The organism is Streptomyces sp. LE64 (assembly GCF_052606915.1).
Map to the genome: position 1 here is coordinate 6124592 of NZ_CP199708.1, position 17873 is coordinate 6142464.

Annotated in this window: 8 protein-coding genes; all 8 read right to left on the reverse strand. The window is 74.4% G+C overall.

Annotation, left to right across the window (positions count from 1 at the left end):
* Positions 1-3: 3 nt before the first annotated feature.
* The 8 genes from ACSMX9_RS27435 to ACSMX9_RS27470 all read right to left on the reverse strand — a co-directional run bounded on the left by ACSMX9_RS27435 (position 4) and on the right by ACSMX9_RS27470 (position 17854).
* Entirely contained in the window at positions 4-4671 is a 4668-nt protein-coding gene (locus ACSMX9_RS27435; protein ID WP_445397947.1) for an amino acid adenylation domain-containing protein, read from the reverse strand.
* Between the two features lie 84 nt (positions 4672-4755).
* A complete protein-coding gene (locus tag ACSMX9_RS27440) occupies positions 4756-4980 on the reverse strand; it encodes an MbtH family protein (protein ID WP_351242143.1) in 225 nt (74 codons plus the stop codon).
* The gene (locus ACSMX9_RS27445) at positions 4977-6779 is read right to left on the reverse strand and encodes an ABC transporter ATP-binding protein (RefSeq protein ID WP_445397949.1); all 1803 of its coding nucleotides are present in this window, start codon (positions 6777-6779) and stop codon (positions 4977-4979) included. The genes ACSMX9_RS27440 and ACSMX9_RS27445 overlap by 4 nt, the downstream gene beginning before the upstream one ends.
* A complete protein-coding gene (locus ACSMX9_RS27450) occupies positions 6776-8587 on the reverse strand; it encodes an ABC transporter ATP-binding protein (protein ID WP_445397951.1) in 1812 nt (603 codons plus the stop codon). The genes ACSMX9_RS27445 and ACSMX9_RS27450 overlap by 4 nt, the downstream gene beginning before the upstream one ends.
* Positions 8584-9819, reverse strand: coding sequence for an MFS transporter (locus ACSMX9_RS27455; protein ID WP_445397953.1), 1236 nt, complete (start codon positions 9817-9819; stop codon positions 8584-8586). The genes ACSMX9_RS27450 and ACSMX9_RS27455 overlap by 4 nt, the downstream gene beginning before the upstream one ends.
* A gap of 105 nt (positions 9820-9924) precedes the next feature.
* Positions 9925-10935: a hypothetical protein gene (locus ACSMX9_RS27460; RefSeq protein ID WP_445397955.1), complete on the reverse strand. Its 1011-nt coding sequence runs from the start codon at positions 10933-10935 to the stop codon at positions 9925-9927.
* A gap of 117 nt (positions 10936-11052) precedes the next feature.
* Positions 11053-11862 (reverse strand): SDR family NAD(P)-dependent oxidoreductase, encoded by an 810-nt coding sequence (locus ACSMX9_RS27465; protein ID WP_445397957.1) that lies wholly within the window; start codon positions 11860-11862, stop codon positions 11053-11055.
* Positions 11849-17854, reverse strand: a complete 6006-nt coding sequence (locus ACSMX9_RS27470) for an amino acid adenylation domain-containing protein (RefSeq protein ID WP_445397959.1) — start codon at positions 17852-17854, stop codon at positions 11849-11851. The genes ACSMX9_RS27465 and ACSMX9_RS27470 overlap by 14 nt, the downstream gene beginning before the upstream one ends.
* Between the last annotated feature and the right edge of the window lie 19 nt (positions 17855-17873).

Below are 17873 nucleotides of genomic sequence, written 5' to 3' on the forward strand. Positions count from 1 at the left end.
TCCTCAGTTCCTCTCCTGCTGCTGGGCGGCCCGGGCCAGCACGGCCAGGGCCCGCACCCAGTACCGGGCCAGCTCCTCGATGTCGGCGGTGGCCACGACCTCGGGGTCGTGGCGCCAGGCCGCCTCGAACTCCGGTCCGTCCGGGCCCGGATGCACTGCTGTGATGAGCTCCAGGGCGAAGGCCTGCCGGAGCTCGGGTTCGCTGTCCTCGGGGAACTCCCGGACCAGCGCCTCGTCGGCGACCGCGGTCCAGGGGCGCTTCCCCGCGCCGTCCGGGGCCGGCAGGCGGTCGATGCGGCCCAGATAGCTGAAGAGGACGTCCGGCCCGGCCTCGCCGGCCGCCGGGACCGGCGGGTGGTCGAAGCCGCCGTGGGGTACGGCGTCCAGCTCCTCGCGTACGGAGGACAGCAGTCGCAGTGCCTTCGACGTGTCGCGTTCGGCGTGCTCCAGGGTGGTGCGCCGCGCGGCGCGGTCGATCACCAGGGGATGGAGCACGTTGAACCAGCCGACGGTGCGGGAGGTGTCCACCGGCCCGCCGTCCTGCGCCTTGACATAGGGTTCGACCAGTTCGTCGCGGCGGCCGTGGCCCTCCCGGACCAGAGCCAGACCGGCCTCGGTGCCGGTGCCGGTGGAGTGGGCGGCCCGCCAGGTCGCTTCCGCGAGTGCCGTGGCGGCGAGCAGCGCCGCCTCGGGAGTTGCCGCCGGGTGGCGCAGCAGGGCCGCCGTCGAGTCCGGGTCCGCGCGGACCCGGTGGGAGCGCAGCGCGCCCCGCGTGCCGGTGGGGGGCCAGGGTGCGGCCGGTGCGAGTCGGAGCGCCCCGGCCACCGCCTTCCGGACACCCTGCCAGTACGGCTCCTGCCGGGCCGGCTCCGGGCCCCGGGCACGGCGGGCCAGCCCCCGGGACCAGGCCGCCATGGAGGTGTGCTCGGGCGGAACGTCGATCACGACGGGCTCACCGTCGTCGCCGGCGGCGGCAGCCAGGTCCGCGAGGATGATCCGCCAGGAGACGAGGTCCGCGGCGGCGTGGTGGACGGCGAGGAACAGCAGGTCCCGCCCCGTGCGGTTCTCCCGCAGCAGCACGCCCGCCAGCATGGCGCCGCCGGCCGGGTCCAGCCGGTCCCAGGCGCGGCGGGCCGCGGCGAGCACCGCGGGAGGCGTCAGTTCCTCGTGGGCCTCTTCGGTGAGCATCGCCGGCGGCTCGCCGCCCGGCGCGGCGCCGGGCGCGCGGTTCACCAACCGCAGGCGTCCGTCCGCCCCGGTGACCGTGCGGGCCGACAGCTGGGGATGTGCGCGACGCACCGCGTCGAGCAGCGCCTCGGCCCGGTCCAGGTCGAGTCCCGGTGGCAGGGTGATCAGCTGCGAGAGCGCGAAGCGGCGGTGGTCGCCCAGCCGGTGCAGCCAGTCCAGGACCGGGGTGGCCACCTCCTGGACGGCCTCCTCCCCGGCGGCCGCCCCGGGGGGCCGGGCCGGGGCAGGGGTGGCGTCGATCACCCGGGCGAGCTGGGTGATGGTGCGGTGCACCATCACCTGGCGCGGAGTGCAGGGCAGTCCCGCCCGACGCAGCTCGCCGACGAGGGAGATGGTGGCGATGCTGTCCAGGCCGTGGTGGAAGAGGTCCTCCTCGCAGCCGAGGTCCGAAGCCTCCAACAAGGCCCGCGCCACCCGGTGGACGGCATGCTCGGTGGCGGTGCGGGGGGGCCGGGCGGTGCCGTCGGCCGCCTGGTCACCGGTGGGCCTGGGCAGCGCCCTCAGGTCGGTCTTGCCGTTGACGGTCAGCGGGATGCGGTCCAGCACGGTGACGCGCGCGGGGATCAGGTAGGCCGGCACCCGCCCGGCCAGCTCGTCGCGGAGCGCCACCGGGTCCAGGGAGCGGCCCGTCTCCCCGAGCGTGCGGGCGGCGACCACGTAGGCGGCCAGGGCCTTTCCCTGTCCGCTCGCGAACGGGACGACGACGGCCTTGGCCACGTCGTCGCTCGCCTCCAGCGCGGCCACCACCTCGGCGAGTTCCACCCGGTAGCCGCGGATCTTCACCTGCTCGTCCGCGCGCCCCAGGAAGACCAGCCGGCCGGCCGCGTCGCGCCGTACCACGTCCCCGGTGCGGTACAGACGCTCCCCGGTCTCCGGATCGGGGACGAAGCGCTCGGCGGTCAGCCCGGGGCGGGACTCGTAGCAGCGCGCCACCTGGGACCCGCCCAGGTACAGCTCGCCCCGGGTGCCGAGCGGCACGGGCTGGAGGTCGGGGCCGAGGACCAGGGCGCGGGAGCCCGGTGCGGGCCTGCCGATGGCGGGCTCTTCCCCCGCCCGCACACGGGCGTTGACGGCCTCCACGGTGATCTCGGTGGGGCCGTAGAAGTTGTGGACGCGGGTGCCCCGCAGGTCGGCGAGCGTGTCCCAGGTGGCGCGGGAGATCTCCTCCCCGCCCAGGGCCAGGATGCGCAGCGGGCAGTGGCCGTCCTCGATCAGCCCGGCCTCGGAGAGCCGGGCGAGCATCGACGGTGAGGTGTCCAGCATGTCCACTCCGCGCTCGCGGATGCCGCGGACCAGCCGTGCCGGGTCGTGCTGGTCCTCTTCGTCGAAGAGCTCCAGGGTGTGTCCGCTGAGCAGGGCCAGCTGCGGCTGCCAGGCGGCGTCGAAGGCGAAGGACCAGGAGTGCCCGACCCGCAGCGGCTTCGAGGTCCCTGCGGTCACCGGACCGTAGATCTCGGCCCGGTGGGCGTGCAGCAGAGTGGCCAGCCCCCGGTGGGTGGCCACCACACCCTTGGGTTCGCCGGTGGATCCCGAGGTGAAGACGGTGTGGACGGCCTGGTCCGGGTGGGTGTCGCCGGCAAGCGGTGCGGCGGCGCCGGGAGCGTCGGCGTCACGGGGGGTGCCGGGGGCGCAGCGCGGGCCGGTCCACCAGTCCTGCTGCCCGGGCAGGGCGATCAGCAGCCGGGCGCGGGCGAGCCGCGCGATGGTGGTGTTGCGGTCGGTGGGGGCGGCCAGGTCGAGCGGTACCAGCGTGCCGCCGGCCTTGAGCACGGCGAGGAGCGCGGCCAGGTAGTCCCGGGTGCGTGGCAGGGCGACCGCGACCCGGGTCTCCGGACCGACGCCGAGGGCGCGCAGCCGCCGGGCCAGGGCGTTGGACCAGCGGTCGAGCTCGCGGTACCGGACCTCGGACCGGCGGTCGCGGACGGCGACCCGGTCGGGGTGCCGGGCGGCGGCCCGCTCGAACTCCCGGTGCACCCCGTGGTCGGTCTCCCGCAGTGCCTCGGCTTCTGGTCGTCCGAGGGGCTCGGCGACGCGGGGGCCGTCCGCCAGACGGGTCAGTTCGGCGCGCTCCCCCGGGAGGAGGACGTCCAGGTCCCGGTTGGTGCGGGAGGGGTCGGCGACGCCGGCGGCGATGTCCTGCACGACCTGGAGGAAGCGTTCGGCCAGCCGGCCCGGGTCGAGCCCCCCGAGGAGGGCGTCGATGTGGTCGACGTTGACGTAGAGCCGATCGTCCAGCAGGAACGGCACGACGGTCAGCGGGTAGTGCGTGTAACTGTCCATCGAGACCGGCGACATGCTCACCCCGTCGCCGAGCCGCAGGGTGTCCCGGGCAGCTCCCCTGGGCGTGTTGTGGAAGATCATCAGGGTGTCGAAGAGGTCGCCGCAGCCGTTCGCGCGCTGGATCTCGCTGAGCCCGGTGTAGCCGTGGGACCGTTGCCGGGCGGCGTCGCGCTGGATCCGTCGGCACAGCTCGATCAGCGGTTCGTCGCGGTCGAGGGTGACCCGGGCGGGGATGGTGTTGATGAACAGTCCGATGGCGGACTCGATCTGCGGTACCTCCTCGGGCCGGCCGGAGACGGTGACGCCGAACACGACGTCCTCACGCCCCGTCAGCCGGTTGAGGAGGACGGCCCAGGCGGCCTGGGCGACGGTGTTGACGGTGAGGTTGGCCGCGCGCACCCGGGACAGCAACGCCTCCAGGGGCGGCCCTTGGAGGGACCGCATGGTGAGGGTCGCCCGGTGGGGCTCGCCGTCCACCCGGGTGCGGGAGGCCACGACGGTCGGTTCGCCGACTCCGCTCAGGGCGCGCGCCCACTCGGCGAGCGACGCCGCGCCGTCCTGACGGCGCAGCCAGCCGATGTACTCCCGGTAGGCGGGGTGGGGCGTGACCGGTCCGGGGCCGTCCTCGGTGTAGGCGGCGGCGAGTTCGTTCCAGAAGACGGGTACCGACCACCCGTCGATCACGATGTGGTGGAAGACGCAGAGCAGCCGGTGGTGTTCGGGCCCGAGCCGGGCGAGGGTGACGCGCAGCGGCGGCCCGGCGGTGAGGTCGAACGGGGCCTCGCGTGCGACCTCGACGTGGGCGTCGAACTCCTCGGGCGTCATCCGGGCGACGTGCCAGGGCACGTCGACGGTCGCGGGCACGAGCTGTACCGGGTGGGGCAGGTCCTTGTCCCGGAAGCTGGCCATCAGCTGGGGGTGGCGGGTGAGCACGGTGCGCAGCGCGCGGTGCAGCCGCTCGGTGTCCAGCGGGCCGCGGAAGTCGGTCAGGACGGCGATGGCGTAGCCGTCGGCCTCGGGCCCTGCCGCCGGCCCGGCGGCGTGGGGGTGGTCGTGGTGGAGGCGGTTGAGCGCGTACAGCCCGTGCTGGAGCGGGCCGAGTGCAAGGACATCGGCTATGTCGTGCCTGCCGGTGAAGGACACCGCGGGTTCCTCGTCGTTCGCTGGGGCGGTGGGTCGTGGTCTTCGGACGGGAGGGGGCGGCGGGTTCCGCCCCCTCCCGGCGTGTCAGCCCGTGTGGTCGGCGGCCATCGCCTCCCGCAGGCTGCGGGGGCGCATGTCGGTCCAGGCGTTCTCGATGAACTCCAGGACCTCCTGGCGGGTGGCCTCGCCGTGGACGGACCGCCAGCCCGGGGGGATCTCGCGGAAGGCGGGCCACAGGGCGTACTGGTCCTCGTCGTTGACCACCGCGTGGAAGCGGCCGTTGTCGTCGTCGAAGGGGTTGGTGCTCATGGGGTGACTCCGTTCTCGGTTGGGGTGGGAGTGGGGATGACAGGGCCGGGATTCCGGGCCGGTCGGACGGGGGCAGGCTCATCCGGTGCCGTGAGACGCCAGGCGGCGGCTCGACGGCGGTGGTCGACGAAGCGGCTGTAGACGCCGCCGAGCCGCAGTAGTTCCTCGGGGGAACCGGACTCGGCGACGCGGCCCCCGTCCAGCACCAGAATCCGGTCGGCGCCCTCGACGGTCTCCAGCCGGTGGGCGACCACCAGCACCGTGCGGTCGGCGGCGAGCCGGGCGACGGCCTGCTGGACCAGCCGCTCGTTCACGGCGTCGAGCGAGGAGGTGACCTCGTCCAACAGCACGATCGGGGCGTCCTTGAGCAGGGCACGGGCGATCGAGACCCGCTGCCGCTCGCCTCCGGAGAGGGTGGCCCCGCCCTCTCCGACGCGGGTGCCGAGGCCGTCCGGCAACCGGGCGGCGATCTCGTCGACGCGGGCCAGCCGGACCACCCGGTCCAGCTCCTCGGGGCCCGCGCCGGGCCGGGCACGCCGGATGTTCTCGGCGATGGACTCCTCGAAGAGGTACGGGTGCTGGGAGACCAGGGCGACCCGGCTCAGCAGTTGCTCCGTGCCCAACTCGCGTACGTCCCGGCCGCCGACGAGGACGGCGCCGCCGTCCGGGTCGTGGAAGCGGGCGATCAGGGAGAGCACGGTGGACTTCCCGGCCCCCGAGGGCCCGACCAGCGCGGTCAGCGTGCCGGGCTCGGCGCGGAAGGACAGCTCGTGCAGGACCTGACGGTCTTGGGTGTAGCCGAAGCTCACCTCACGGAACTCCACGGACGGCGGCCCGCAGGCAGCGGGCCGCCGGGGCTCCGGCAGCGTCGGGGTGTCCAGTACCTCGCGGAAGCGCCGCAGCCCCACGGCGGCGATGCGCAGGCCGCCGGCGACCTCGGCCACGGCCGTCAGCGGCTCCACGAAACGCACGGCCAGCACCATCACGGCGATCAGCACCGCGATGTCTCCGCCGCCGAGGGCGAGCACGACGGTGAGGGCCAGCACCGCGGTGAGTACCGTCTGGAGGGCCAGGAAGAGCGGTGCGGTGGCAGCGGAGTTGCCCAGGACCATGCTCCGGGCACCCGCGTCCTGGTCGGTGAGGGCCCGCTCCAGGGGAGCACCGCCGCCACCGTAGGCCCGTAGCACCGGCTGCTGCCGTGCGTACTCCAGGACCCGCTCGGAGGCGCGGTTGGTGCCGGCCTCCCAGGTGTCTTCGACGCGCTCGATGACCCGGAGGTAGAGGCGGTAGGCGAGCAGCGGCAGCGGGGCGCCGAGCAGGAGGGCGAGCCCCATCTGCCATTGCACGGCCAGGGTGACGACGACGATCGTCGCCGGGGTGGCCACCGCCGCCACCACCGGGGCCACCAGGTGGGCGGGGGCGGTGGCCACGTCGACGGCGGTCTTGGTGACCAGCCGGTTGACGGTCGCCGCGCGTCCTTCGGCGAACCATCCCAGCGGGATGCGGGTCAGCGCTTCGCCCAGCCGGGTGTGGAGCAGCCGCAGCAGGGCGCTGGAGAGCTCACCGGCATGGCGGTGGTTGCGCAGCATCACCGTGTGATGGACCAGCACCAGGCCGGCCAGGACCGAGGCCCAGGTCCACACCGCGTCCCAGTCGTCGGTGAACAGCGCACCGAGCAGCGGGATGAGGGTGCAGCCGGCGAGCCCCTGGAGGACGGCGGCCGCGCTGACGCGGATCAGCAGGGCCCGCAGCTGGCGGCGGCCCGCCGGGTCGAGCAGGGCGAACAGGGAGCGGATCATCGGTTCGACAGCTCGCTTTCGGTGGTGTCGTCGGGCCGCTGGGGCTCTGGGCCGCCCTGGTGGGCGGCCCACAGGGCCGAGTAGCGGGTGCCGTTCGCCAGCAGCTCCTCGTGGGTGCCCCGTTCGACGATGCGGCCGCCGTCGAGCACCGCGATGGTGTCGGCCCCGCGCACCGTGTGCAGCCGGTGGGCGATCACCAGGAGGGTCCGGCCCGCGCTGAGCGCACTGAGCGCCTGCTGGATGGCCGCCTCGCTGTCGGGGTCCACCGCCGAGGTGGCCTCGTCGAGGACGAGCAGCGGCCGGTCGGCGAGGACGGCACGGGCGATGGCGATGCGCTGGCACTCGCCGCCGGAAAGGACGGCGTCGTCGCCGATGACGGAGTCCAGGCCCCGGGGGAGGCGTTCGATCACCTCGGTGAGCCGTGCCGCGGAGGCCGCGCGCCGGACCTCGGCGTCGTCGGCGTCGGGGCGGGCCAGCCGGATGTTGTCCCGGACGGAGACGCCGAGCGGCGTGGTGTCCTGGAAGACGAAGCCGATGTGGGCGTAGAGGTCCTCGAAGGAGAGTGCGCGCAGGTCGGTGCCGCCCAGGGTGATCCGTCCCGCGGACGGGTCGTGGAAGCGGGCGGCCAGCTTGGCGAGCGTCGACTTGCCCGACCCGGAGGCGCCGACGAGGGCGGTCACGGTTCCGGGGCGGAGCGTCAGGTCGATGCCGCGCAGGGCGGCGTGGTCGCCGTAGTCGAAGTCCACGGACTCCAGGCGCAGGGCGGCGCCGGCGTCCGGTGCGGTCGCGGGCTCGGCCGGTGCGGGGAGCACGGGCTCGGCGAGGACCTCGCGGACCCGGGCGGCTGCGCCCCGGGCCGCGAGCAGGGCGTGGTAGTTGAAGCCGACGGCGAGCACCGGCGCGGGTATCGCCAGCCCCAGGACGACGAAGGGCAGCAGCTCCAACGGGCCGCCGAGGTACCCGGAGTGCACCAGGGCTCCCCCGGCGAGCACCGTGGTCAGCAGCAGGGTCATCGGCGAGAGGGACAGTTCCATGAAGGTCGCCCCGGCGGAGCTGGAGCGCATCCAGTCCCGGTGGCGGTCGTCGAAGTCCTCGGCGGCCTCCCGGTAGGCGTCGTGGGCCCGACCGAGGGTGCCGAACGTCTTGACCTCGGTGATGCCGTCGGTGAACTGCACGGCGACGGATCCGAGGCGGGCCTGCGAACCCGCGTACTCGACGAGCTTCTCCGTGGTGCCCCGGGTGGCGATCTTGAGGCCGAGCATGCCGGCCGCCACCGGGACCAGGGTGATGAGGGTCATCAGCGGGTCGGACAGCAGCAGGTACCCGACGATCACGGTCGGCACCACCAGCGCGGTGGTCAGCTCGGTGACCGAGTGCGCGACCAGGTGGTGCAGGGCACCGACGTCGTCCTGGACGGCCTTCTTCACCAGGCCGGAGTTGCGCTCGGTGAACCAGCCCAGCGGAAGGCGGCCCAGGTGGCCGACGACCCTGCGGCGGAGCAGGGACCCCAGTCGCACGTCGGCCAGGTGGGAGAGGGTGGAGGCGCACAGCAGCAGCACCAGCCGCAGGGCCAGCGCGGCGGCGGCGACGGCGACGGCACTCCATGCCCCGCCCTCGTCGATGGGACCCCCGGTGAGGCCGGGCAGCAGGATCCGGGCGAGTTCCACCAGGCAGACCAGGGGCACCACCGAGGCCACGGCGGCCACCGCCGAGCACAGCGCAGTGAGGACGAGTCGGCCCCGGACGGGGCGCAGCAGGGCACCCAGGGTGGTGGGTACGGGCGTCGGGTCGGGGGGCGGCACGCTCACGGGGCGGCTCCGTCTCGTTGGACCGGGCTCGGGCGGGCGCCGGTGTCGTGCGGCCCGCGGAAGGCCATGGTGATCAGGACCAGGGCCAGCGCCGAGGTGAGGGCGGTGGCGGCGGGCAGCCAGCCGGCGTCGACGTGGGCGACGATCACGCCGCCCAGGGCGCCGCCGGTGGCAATGCCGAGGTACCCGAAGCTGGTGTTCAGGGCGAGGGCCTGCGCGGTGAGGTCCCCTGCCACCTCGTGCAACCGGGTCTGCACGGCGGGCGCGCTGAGGTAGGCGGTGACGCCCCACAGGGCGATCAGCGCGAGCACCACGGCAGGCGGTACGGGGCGCAGCAGCCAGAGCGTCCCGAGGGCGATCATCAGCACGGTGAAGACGCCCATGCCCCAGCTGATGGTGCGGTCGGGGCCGAGCCGGTCGGTGGCGTAGCCGCCCAGGAAGACCCCGGCGGTGCCCGCCACCCCCAGCACGGCGAAGGCGAAGGCGCGTACTCCGTCCGGCTCGGTCAGCACTCCTTCCAGGAAGGGAACCAGGTAGGTGAGCAGCATGACGGAGCCCATGATGGCCAGCCCGCCGCCGGTCAGGGCCAGGAGGATGGGGCGGGCGGCGAGTGCCCGCAGTTGCCGGCGGACGGGCAGGGGCGGCTTGGGCGCGGTGGCGGGCAGCGATACGGCCACCAGCACCAGGCACACCGCGCCCAGGGCCGCCATCGCCCCGAAGGTGGCCTGCCAGCCCCAGGCGGTGCCGATCCAGCTTCCGAGCGGGACGCCGAAGGCGAGGGAGCCGGTGACCCCGACGGCGAGCGCGGACAGGTAGCGCCCGCGCCGGGCCTCGGGGGCGAGTTCGACGGTGACGGCGAAGACCAGCGGAGTGGCGGCGGCTGCTGCCAGGGCGGCGGCGACCCGCAGTGCGGCCATCGCGGCGTAGTGATCGACGGCCGTGGCGGCGAGGTTGGCGAGGGTGAACACGGCGAGGGCCGCGAGCACCACGGTCCTGCGCGCGGTGGAGGCCAGCAGCAGACCGGCCACGGGAGTGACGACCGCGATGGTGAGGGAGAAGACCGTCACCAGTTGGCCGGCGGTCGCCTCGGAGACGGAGAGGCCGGCCGCGACCTCGGGCAGGATGCCCGCGATCACGTGGTCGTCCGTGTAGAAGGTGAATATGGTCAGGAAGAGCACGGGGAGCCACAGTGGTGTCGCTGCGCTCTTCCTCTTCGTCGTGTCGGTGGCCATCGCCGGCTGATCGTCTCCTCGGCCTGTCGTCTCGGCTGGTGGCGCGGTGCCCCCCGTGGCCACGGGGGGCACCGCGTGTCCGCTGCGGCGCAGCGGCTCTCGGAGTCAGGCCTTGGTGGTGGCTTCCAGGTAGGCGGCCCAGATGTCCTGGATGTTGTCGGCCGAGCTGAGCTTGCCCTTGCCGGAGGCAAGCGCGTGCAGGTCGTGGGCGGACGCGTAGAAGGCGAAGCCGGACATGCCGAACCACACGTCGGCGTCCGGGGTGACGACCTTTCCGGTGGCCTTGAAGGCCGGGTTCTTGGTCAGCGCGTCCGGGGTGTAGAAGTCGCCGCGCGGGATGACGATGAGCTCGGCGTCCTGCTCCGGCAGGTACTCCTCCGACAGCGGAACCGAGTAGCCCTTCACCTTCTTCTGCTGGAAGGCGGGGCGGGTGAAGCCGGCCTCCGCGATCAGAGTGGAGATGGGCACGTGCGGCGGCATGGTGAAGTTGTTGGCCCCGAAGGAGTTGCCCAGCAGGGAGAGGGTGCGCTCGCCCTTCACCGCGTCGGCGGCGGTGCCCAGCACGGTCTCGGCCGCGGCGATCTGGCGCTTGCCGACCTCCTCAGCTCCGAAGAAGCCGGCGGTCCGGCGCACGATCTCGCGCCACTCGCCCTCGATGGGCAGGACGACGGTGGGGGCCAGTCGGCTGAGGCTCTTGTAGTTCTGCCCGGTGGCCCCGGCCGCGCCGGTACCGACCAGCAGGTCGGGCGCGTCCTCCGTGAGCGCTTCCAGTTCGGGTGTCTTGCCGACCTCGATCTTGCGCAGTTCCACGCCGTTGGCGGTGAGGATCTCCTGGGCGCGCGGTTGCGCGCTGGCCAGGTAGACCGCGTCGGGCTTGATGCCGAAGGAGAGCAGGGTCAGTCCGGCGACCTCGTCGAGGGCGATGACGGCCTTCGGCTTGGTGGGCACCTTCACGGTGCCGAGGTCGTGGGAGACCTCGCGAAGGGCCGGGGCGCTCTGGCTCTCGGTGGCCTTGGCAGCCTTGGCGGGCGCGGGGTCGGCGTCACCGCTGCCGCAGGCGGTCAGCAGGATCGGGAGGGCCAGCGCAGCTGCGGCGAAGGCTCGGCGGGTTCTCATTCTGGGGTTTCTTCGCTTTCCTAGTGATGCGTTGCCGCGGAGCGCGGCGAGAGGGTTTCCGTGGTTGTCGGTTGTCGGTTGTCGGTTGTCGGGTTGTCGGTGGTTTCGGTTGTGCGGTCAGGCCCGGGCACCGGCGTTGCCGAGCATCCGGTTGACGCGTTGGGCGAGTGGTCTGGGCAGCCGGGACACCACCGCGATGAAGACCTTGTTGCGCGGTCCCGGCAGCGAGAAGGTCCGACCGCGCGCCGCGTCCCTGAGACACCGGTCGACGACGTCGCCCGGCTCCATCCACCAGCCCTCGGAGACCTGGTGGACGTCTATTCCGGCACGGGCGTGGAACTCGGTGCGCACGAAGCCCGGGCACAGCACCATCACCTGTGTCCCGGTCCCCCGCAGGGCCTCGCTCAGCCCCTGGGAGAAGTACCGGGTCCACGCCTTGGAGGCGGCGTAGGTGGATCCCCTGCCCGGAATCAGGCCGGTGATGGAGGACAGGTTCACCACGGTGCCGCCGTTGCCCTTGAGCATGGTCCGCACGGCGGCGTGGGTGAACTCCTGAGGTGCCGTCACATTGACGGCGAGCTGGTCCTCCAGGACCTTCCGGTCCAACTCCCAGAAGCTTCCGGAGAGGCCGAAGCCCGCGCCGTTGACCAGGAATTCCACCCCCTCCTCGATGCGCTCCGCCACCTTCCGCCGGTCGGCGGCGTCCGTGAGGTCGGCGAGGAGCACGGTGCAGTTCGCTCCGTGGCGCTCCTCGGCCCGCCGGGCGACCTCCGCCAGCCGCCCGGCATCGCGGGCGACCAGCACCAGGTCGTGTCCGTCCCGTGCCAGCCGGTCGGCGAAGGCCGCTCCGAGACCCGAGCTGGCCCCGGTGATCAGGGCGCGCGGCCGGGCCCCGCGCGCTTCGGGCGCCGAGTCAGTCGCCGGCACGGGACCCCTCCTCCTCCAGATAGGCGTCCAGGTCGTCGGCGGTCATCGCGGAGACCTCCCGGTACAGCCCGGCGATCTCCACCAGCCGGCTGGGATCTTCTTCCGTCCGGCGCAGATGGGCGGCGAACTCCTCTGCGCTGCGGGTGGCGAAGACGCCGCCGGGGCGGACGCGCGCACCGGTCAGCACTTCCCGGAGGTCCACCACCACGCGGGAGACGGTCAGGGAATCACCGCCCAGCGCGAAGAAGTTGTCCCCGGGGCCGACCGGCACGCCGTCCAGATGGCGCGACCAGACGTCACGGACCAGCCACACCAGGGCGTCCTCCGGTTCTGCCGGGGCTCCCTGCGGAGCGGCGGAACCGGCCCGGCCCTGCTCCTCCTCGTACCGGCGGGCCAGCGCCTCGCGGTCCACCTTCCCGTTGCGGGTGGTGGGCAGCGTGTCCACGACGACGACCCGCTGCGGGCGCAGGTACGGGGGCAGTCCCCGCCGGGTCGCGGTCCGGACGGCTTCGGCCGCTTCGTGCGGGTCGGCGTCGCCGTCGACCACCACGAAGGCCGCCAGTCCCCGCACGGCGTGCCGCTCGCCCGGTGGCAGGGTCAGCACGGCGGACCGACGCACCCCGGGGCAGCCGTTGAGGAAGGAGGCGAGTTCCCCGGGCTCGACCCGGTGACCGCGGATCTGGACCTGGTCGTCCCTGCGGCCGATGAACTCGATGACGCCGTCGCGCCACCGGCCCAGGTCGCCGGTGCGGAAGTAGGTCTCGCCAGTGGCGGGGTCCGTGTGGTGACGGCGGCGGGCGTCCCGGGGGTCGGCCAGGTATCCGGGCGTCACCCCGATTCCGGAGACCAGCAGTTCGCCCGTCGCCCATTCCGGGCGGTCCGTCAGATCGTCGTCGACGACCCGGTAGCGGGTGCGGGAGATGGGGCGGCCGTACGGGACGGTGGCCCACTCGCCGGTGTCGGCGTCCGGGTCGGGGACGGGGTGCCAGATGTTCCAGCCGGTGGTTTCGGTGGGGCCGCCTATGCTCACCGGCAGCACCTCGGGGGCGGCCCGGCGCAGACGGCGCAGCACCGGCCGGGGCACCCAGTCGCCGCCGGTGAGGACCAGTCGCAGGGACCCCAGGGCCTCACCGGTTCCGGCCCCGTCGAGCAGCATCTCCACCACGGCGGGTGCCGCGCACAGCGCCGTCACCCGGTGGCGGGCGACCGTCCGGGCCCACTCCTGCGGGTCGGTGGCGCAGCCCCGCCCGGCCAGTACGGCCGTGCCTCCGGCGCCCAGGACCACGAACAGGTCGAACAGCGACAGGTCGTGGTGGAGCGAGGCGAGAGCCAGCGAGGTGTCGGTGGCGGTCAGCCCGAAGGAGTCGACGGTGTGCTCCACGCAGTTGGCCAGCCCGCCGAGGGTGATCGGCACTCCCTTGGGCTCGCCGGTGGACCCCGAGGTGAAGAGCACGTAGGCCAGGTCCTCCGGCCCGCGCCCGTCGGCCGGAGGGGGCCCGGGCGGCGGCGCGGCGTCCGGCCGCACCGCGGAGACGTCCACGGTCCGCACGCCTTCCGGGGCGGCGAGCGCGGCGGCCCGGGCGGTCGAGGCGTCGGTGACGACCAGCCGGACGCCGGCCCGGCGCAGGACGGCGGCGATGCGGTCGGGCGGCAGGTCGTCGGCGAGGGGCAGGTAGGGGTGGCCGGCCTCCAGCACGCCGAGGCAGGCCGCGTACTGTCGCCAGCCGCGTTCCAGCAGCACCGCGACCGGCTCGGACGGGGAGGCGGGAGCGCCGCGTGCCGCCCCGACGGCCTCGGCCACCGCCCGGCGGGCGGCGGCGAGTCCGCCCCGGGTGACGGTGACCTCGCCGTCGACGAGGGCGGGTGCGCCGGGGTCGGCGGCGGCCAGCTCGGCGATCGCGGTGTGCGGCCAGCTGCCGGCGGGCTCGCGGTGCGGCCCCCGGTCGCGCTCCCCGGCGTGCTCCGCGGTGAGGGCCGGGAGCGGACGCGCCGACCAGGCGGCGTCGTCCCGGGCCAGGGCTTCCAACTGCCCGGTGAGCAGCCGGAAGACACCGTCCACCACGGGCACCGGGAACAGCTCCTCGACCACGTCCCAGTTGAGCACCAGGGCCCCCTCGCGCTCCCGCAGCAGCAGGTCCATCCAGACCTGCGGGGTCTGGCTGAGCGCGAAGGTCTCGTGGAGCCGGCCGTCGAGGATCCGGTCCACGCCGTCGCCGACGCCGAGCTCGCTGGTCATCACGACCGGGGCGAGCGCGCCGGTGACACCGCCCCGGCGGCGGATCAGCTCGCGGGTGACGTCCATGCCGCTGAAATGCCGGTGGTCCAGGTCGCTCACCAGCCGGTCGCGGATCCGGGCGGCGAGTTCCTCGAAGGAGGAGACGCCCGCGGTGTCGACCTCCAGCAGGGTGAAGGAGGCGAACTCGCCCAGGACGTCGTCCATCCGGGGGTGGACGGGGTGCCTGCTCATCTGCGGCACGTTGAGGACGAAGCGCGGCTCGTCGGCCCACTGCGCGAGTGCCCAGGCGTAGGCGGCCAGCACCACTGCGGTGGGGGTGAGCCCGCGTGCGGAGGCGGCCCGGGACACCCGGGACCACCTCTCCGCCTCGACGACATGGCGGCGGTTGACGAAGACGGGGGCGTCTGCGGCCACGTCCGGGCCGCTTCGGCGCGGCAGCCGGGGGCCCTCGGGGAGGGAGTCGAGCCGTTCGGTCCAGTAGGCGGCGGCCCTCCGGTACTCGGGGGTCTCGCGGACCCGGGCGACGGCGGCGACGTAGTCACGGAAGGAGGGCGTCGAGGGGTGGGCGGCGGCCTCACCGCGCAGCGCGGCGGCCCAGGAGTCGAAGAGCACCTGGACCCCGCGCGCGTCGGCCAGCAGCGCGTCGATGCTCACGCACATCCGCAGCCGTCCGCCCGGCAGCCGTACGAAGACCACGCTGAACAGCGGGAAGACGCCGGGCGGACGGGTCTCGTGGGAGAGCCGGTGGCGCACCTGAGCGGCTGCCGCGGGGTCGGCGACGGCGTCCACCGTCTCGCAGCGGTAGGGCGGCACGTCGGCGCTGGGCAGCACCCGCTGGGTCATGGTGTTCTCGTCGAAGACGGTGCGCAGCATGTCGTGGGCCTCGATGACCCGGCGCAGGGCCTGTTCCGCGTCCCGGATGCTCAGCCCGTCGGGGTCGCCCGGGCCGGTCGCCTCGCGTCCCTCGTACTCCAGGTAGAGGTGGCAGGCGACGCCACCGCCCTCGATGTCGCTGCCCCGGCCGATGAGGTAGGCCTGCTGCTGGTCGAGCAGGTCGAAGGGTTCGAAGCGCAGGTCGGGGCGTGCGACGAGGGTGAGCTCGCCGTCGTCCTCCCGGATTCCCCGGGCGCGGTCCTCCACCAGGGCGGCGAAGTTCCGCAGTCGCGGTTGGGCCGTGATGTCCCGGACGTCGATGCGGACCCCGAAGCGTCCGCGCACGGCGGCGACGACCGCGATCGCGGCCAGCGAACTGCCGCCCGCCTGGAAGAAGTCGTCGTCCGGGCCGGGTTCACCGGTCCCGATGGCCTCGGCCCAGATGCGGGCGATCTCCGCGACGGTCCCGCCCGCGTCGGCGAGCGCCGCCGGCCGGCCGACGGTCTCGGGTGCGGGCAGCGCGGCCTTGTCCACCTTGCCGCTGGGGGTCAGCGGCAGCGCGTCCAGCAGCACCACGGCGGACGGCACCAGGTACGGCGGGAGTGCGGCGGCCAGCCGGTCGCGCAGCCGGTCGGCCAGGTCCGGGGCGGAGCCGGCGGCCGGAACCACGTAGGACACCAGCACCTTGGCACCGCCGGCGGTGGTGCGGGCCGCAGTCGCGGCGTTGGCCACCTCCGGCGCGTCCAGCAACCGGGCGGTCACCTCGTCCGGCTCCACCCGGTGGCCGCGGATCTTGGTCTGGAAGTCGGCCCGGGCGACGTAGGAGAGTTGTCCGTCCGGCAGCAGCCGCACCAGGTCCCCGGTGCGGTACATACGGGAACCGGGTGGCCCGAAGGGGTCGGCGACGAAGCGTTCGGCGGTCATCGCCGCACGGCCCAGGTAGCCGCGGGAGAGCTGCCGGGCGGAGGCGTAGAGCTCACCGACCCCGCCCACCGCCACCGGCCGCAGCTCCTCGTCGAGCACCTGGGCGGAACAGGTGTCGAGGAGCGGGCCCAGGCGCACCGGGCCGCGCGCGTGGCCGCGCCCGCCCCGGGGCAGCGGGAAACCGGTGATGACGTGGGTCTCGGTGGGGCCGTAGTGGTTGTGCAGGGTGACTTGTGGGTTGGCGTCCAGGAAGCGGGCGATCCAGTCGTTCATCACCAGCGGCTCACCGGACTGGTAGACGTGCCGCAGGTCGGGCAGCGCGGTGCCGGTCTCCCGTGCGGCGCGGCACACCTCCTGGAGCATCACCTGGGGGCAGAAGTACTCGGTGACGCGCTGTCGGGCCAGCAGCCGCACCAGCGCCTCGGGGTCGGTGCGCTCCTCGTCCTCCGGCAGCACCAGGCACTTTCCGGCGGCCAGCGCGGTGAGGATCTCCTGGCTGGCGACGTCGAAGTTGAGGCTGGCGAACTGGAGGACCCGGCCGTCCGTCTCGGCGGTGGCGGTGCGGCCGTGCCAGTCCACCAGGTTGCCGATGGCGCCGACGGTGTGCACCACGGCCTTGGGGGTGCCGGTCGATCCGGAGGTGTAGAGCACGTACAGGGCGTCGTCGGGGCCGGTCCGCGCCCAGTGCTCGCCGGCTCCGGCCGTGCTCCCGCCCGTGGCGGGGTCCGGTGCGTCCACCGCGATGGTGGTGAGCTCCGGGTAGGCGGCGAGGGTGGAGCGGTCGCCGAGCACCGTCCGCACTCCGGAGTCCCGGGCCATGTGGCTGAGGCGCCCGCGCGGGTAGGCGGGGTCCAACGGCAGGTAGGCGGCGCCGATGCGGAGGACCGCGACGATCGCGACGACGGCCTCCACCGAGCGGGGCAGCGCGACTCCGATGACGCTGCCCCGCCCGTGGCCGTGGTGCCGCAGCAGCCCGGCCAGCGCGGCGGAGCGCTCCCCGAGCGTCCGGTAGTCCAGGCGGCTGCCGCCCCGGACGACGGCGGGGGCGTCGGGCGCGTCGGTGATGCGGCGGGCGATGCGGACGGGCAGCGCGGTGGCGTCCGGCGCGGGCAGGTCCTCGCCCCGGCCGATGCGCGCGGCCAGCCGGTCGGCGTCGGCCCGGGGAACGGCGGTGACGTCGTGGTCGACGACGACGGTACGGCCGCCGTCGTCCCCGATGCGCACCTCGACGGCGAGCGGGTAGGCGTGCCGGGGGTCCTCGCTGTGCTCCTCGACGGTGACCGTCCGGCCCGGACCCGCGGCGTCCTCGGGCAGGTCCAGTACCCAGGCCCGGTCCACCAACAGCAGGGACCCGCCCTCGGGGTCGGGCGCGTGCGCGGTGTGCCAGGGCGCGTCGGCGGGGCCCTCGGAGGCGTCGCGGACGCTTCCCGGCGAGGCCGCCGGCAGCAGGGCGGAGAGCCAGGAGCGCAAGCGCTCCTGCGGGACCCGATCGGGTACCGCGGCGTGGACGCGGCGCCGTTCGGCGAACCTCGGGCGCGGCGTGGAACCGGCGTCGGCGCCGGTGCGAGCGTCCTGGACCGCGTCCGGCGTCGGGGCGGGCGAGCCGTCCCGGAGTCCGGCGCACAGGGCGGCGGCCGCCGCGTACGGCAGGTGGGCGGTGACCGCCGACCGGGGTGCGGCCAGTGAGACCAGGTGCGTCTCCCGGGGCTCCGCGGGGTGGGCGGGCATCCGTGCGATGCGCAGCGTCCAGTCGCCGTCCGGGCGGGACAGCGCGTCGTGCCACTGCTCCCGCTGCACCTCCCGGAAGGCGGACAGGGCGGCTGCGGGCTCCTTCCCGGAGAGGTCGGTGGTGGCGGTGTGCGCGGCGGGGCGGACGTCCCCGCCGGGGGCGGTCGCCCAGCGCCCGGCGGGCAGCTCGCCCCGGATCCGCAGCACCAGGTGGGCTATCGGCATCCCCATGCTCACTCCGCCTCCGAAC

What these genes read in the sequence shown, in the direction of transcription:
- ACSMX9_RS27440 (WP_351242143.1), bottom strand. Translation starts at nt 4,980, where the DNA reads ATGAGCACCAACCCCTTCGACGACGACAACGGCCGCTTCCACGCGGTG.
- ACSMX9_RS27445 (WP_445397949.1), bottom strand. Translation starts at nt 6,779, where the DNA reads ATGATCCGCTCCCTGTTCGCCCTGCTCGACCCGGCGGGCCGCCGCCAG.
- ACSMX9_RS27455 (WP_445397953.1), bottom strand. Translation starts at nt 9,819, where the DNA reads ATGGCCACCGACACGACGAAGAGGAAGAGCGCAGCGACACCACTGTGG.
- ACSMX9_RS27460 (WP_445397955.1), bottom strand. Translation starts at nt 10,935, where the DNA reads ATGAGAACCCGCCGAGCCTTCGCCGCAGCTGCGCTGGCCCTCCCGATC.
- ACSMX9_RS27470 (WP_445397959.1), bottom strand. Translation starts at nt 17,854, where the DNA reads ATGGGGATGCCGATAGCCCACCTGGTGCTGCGGATCCGGGGCGAGCTG.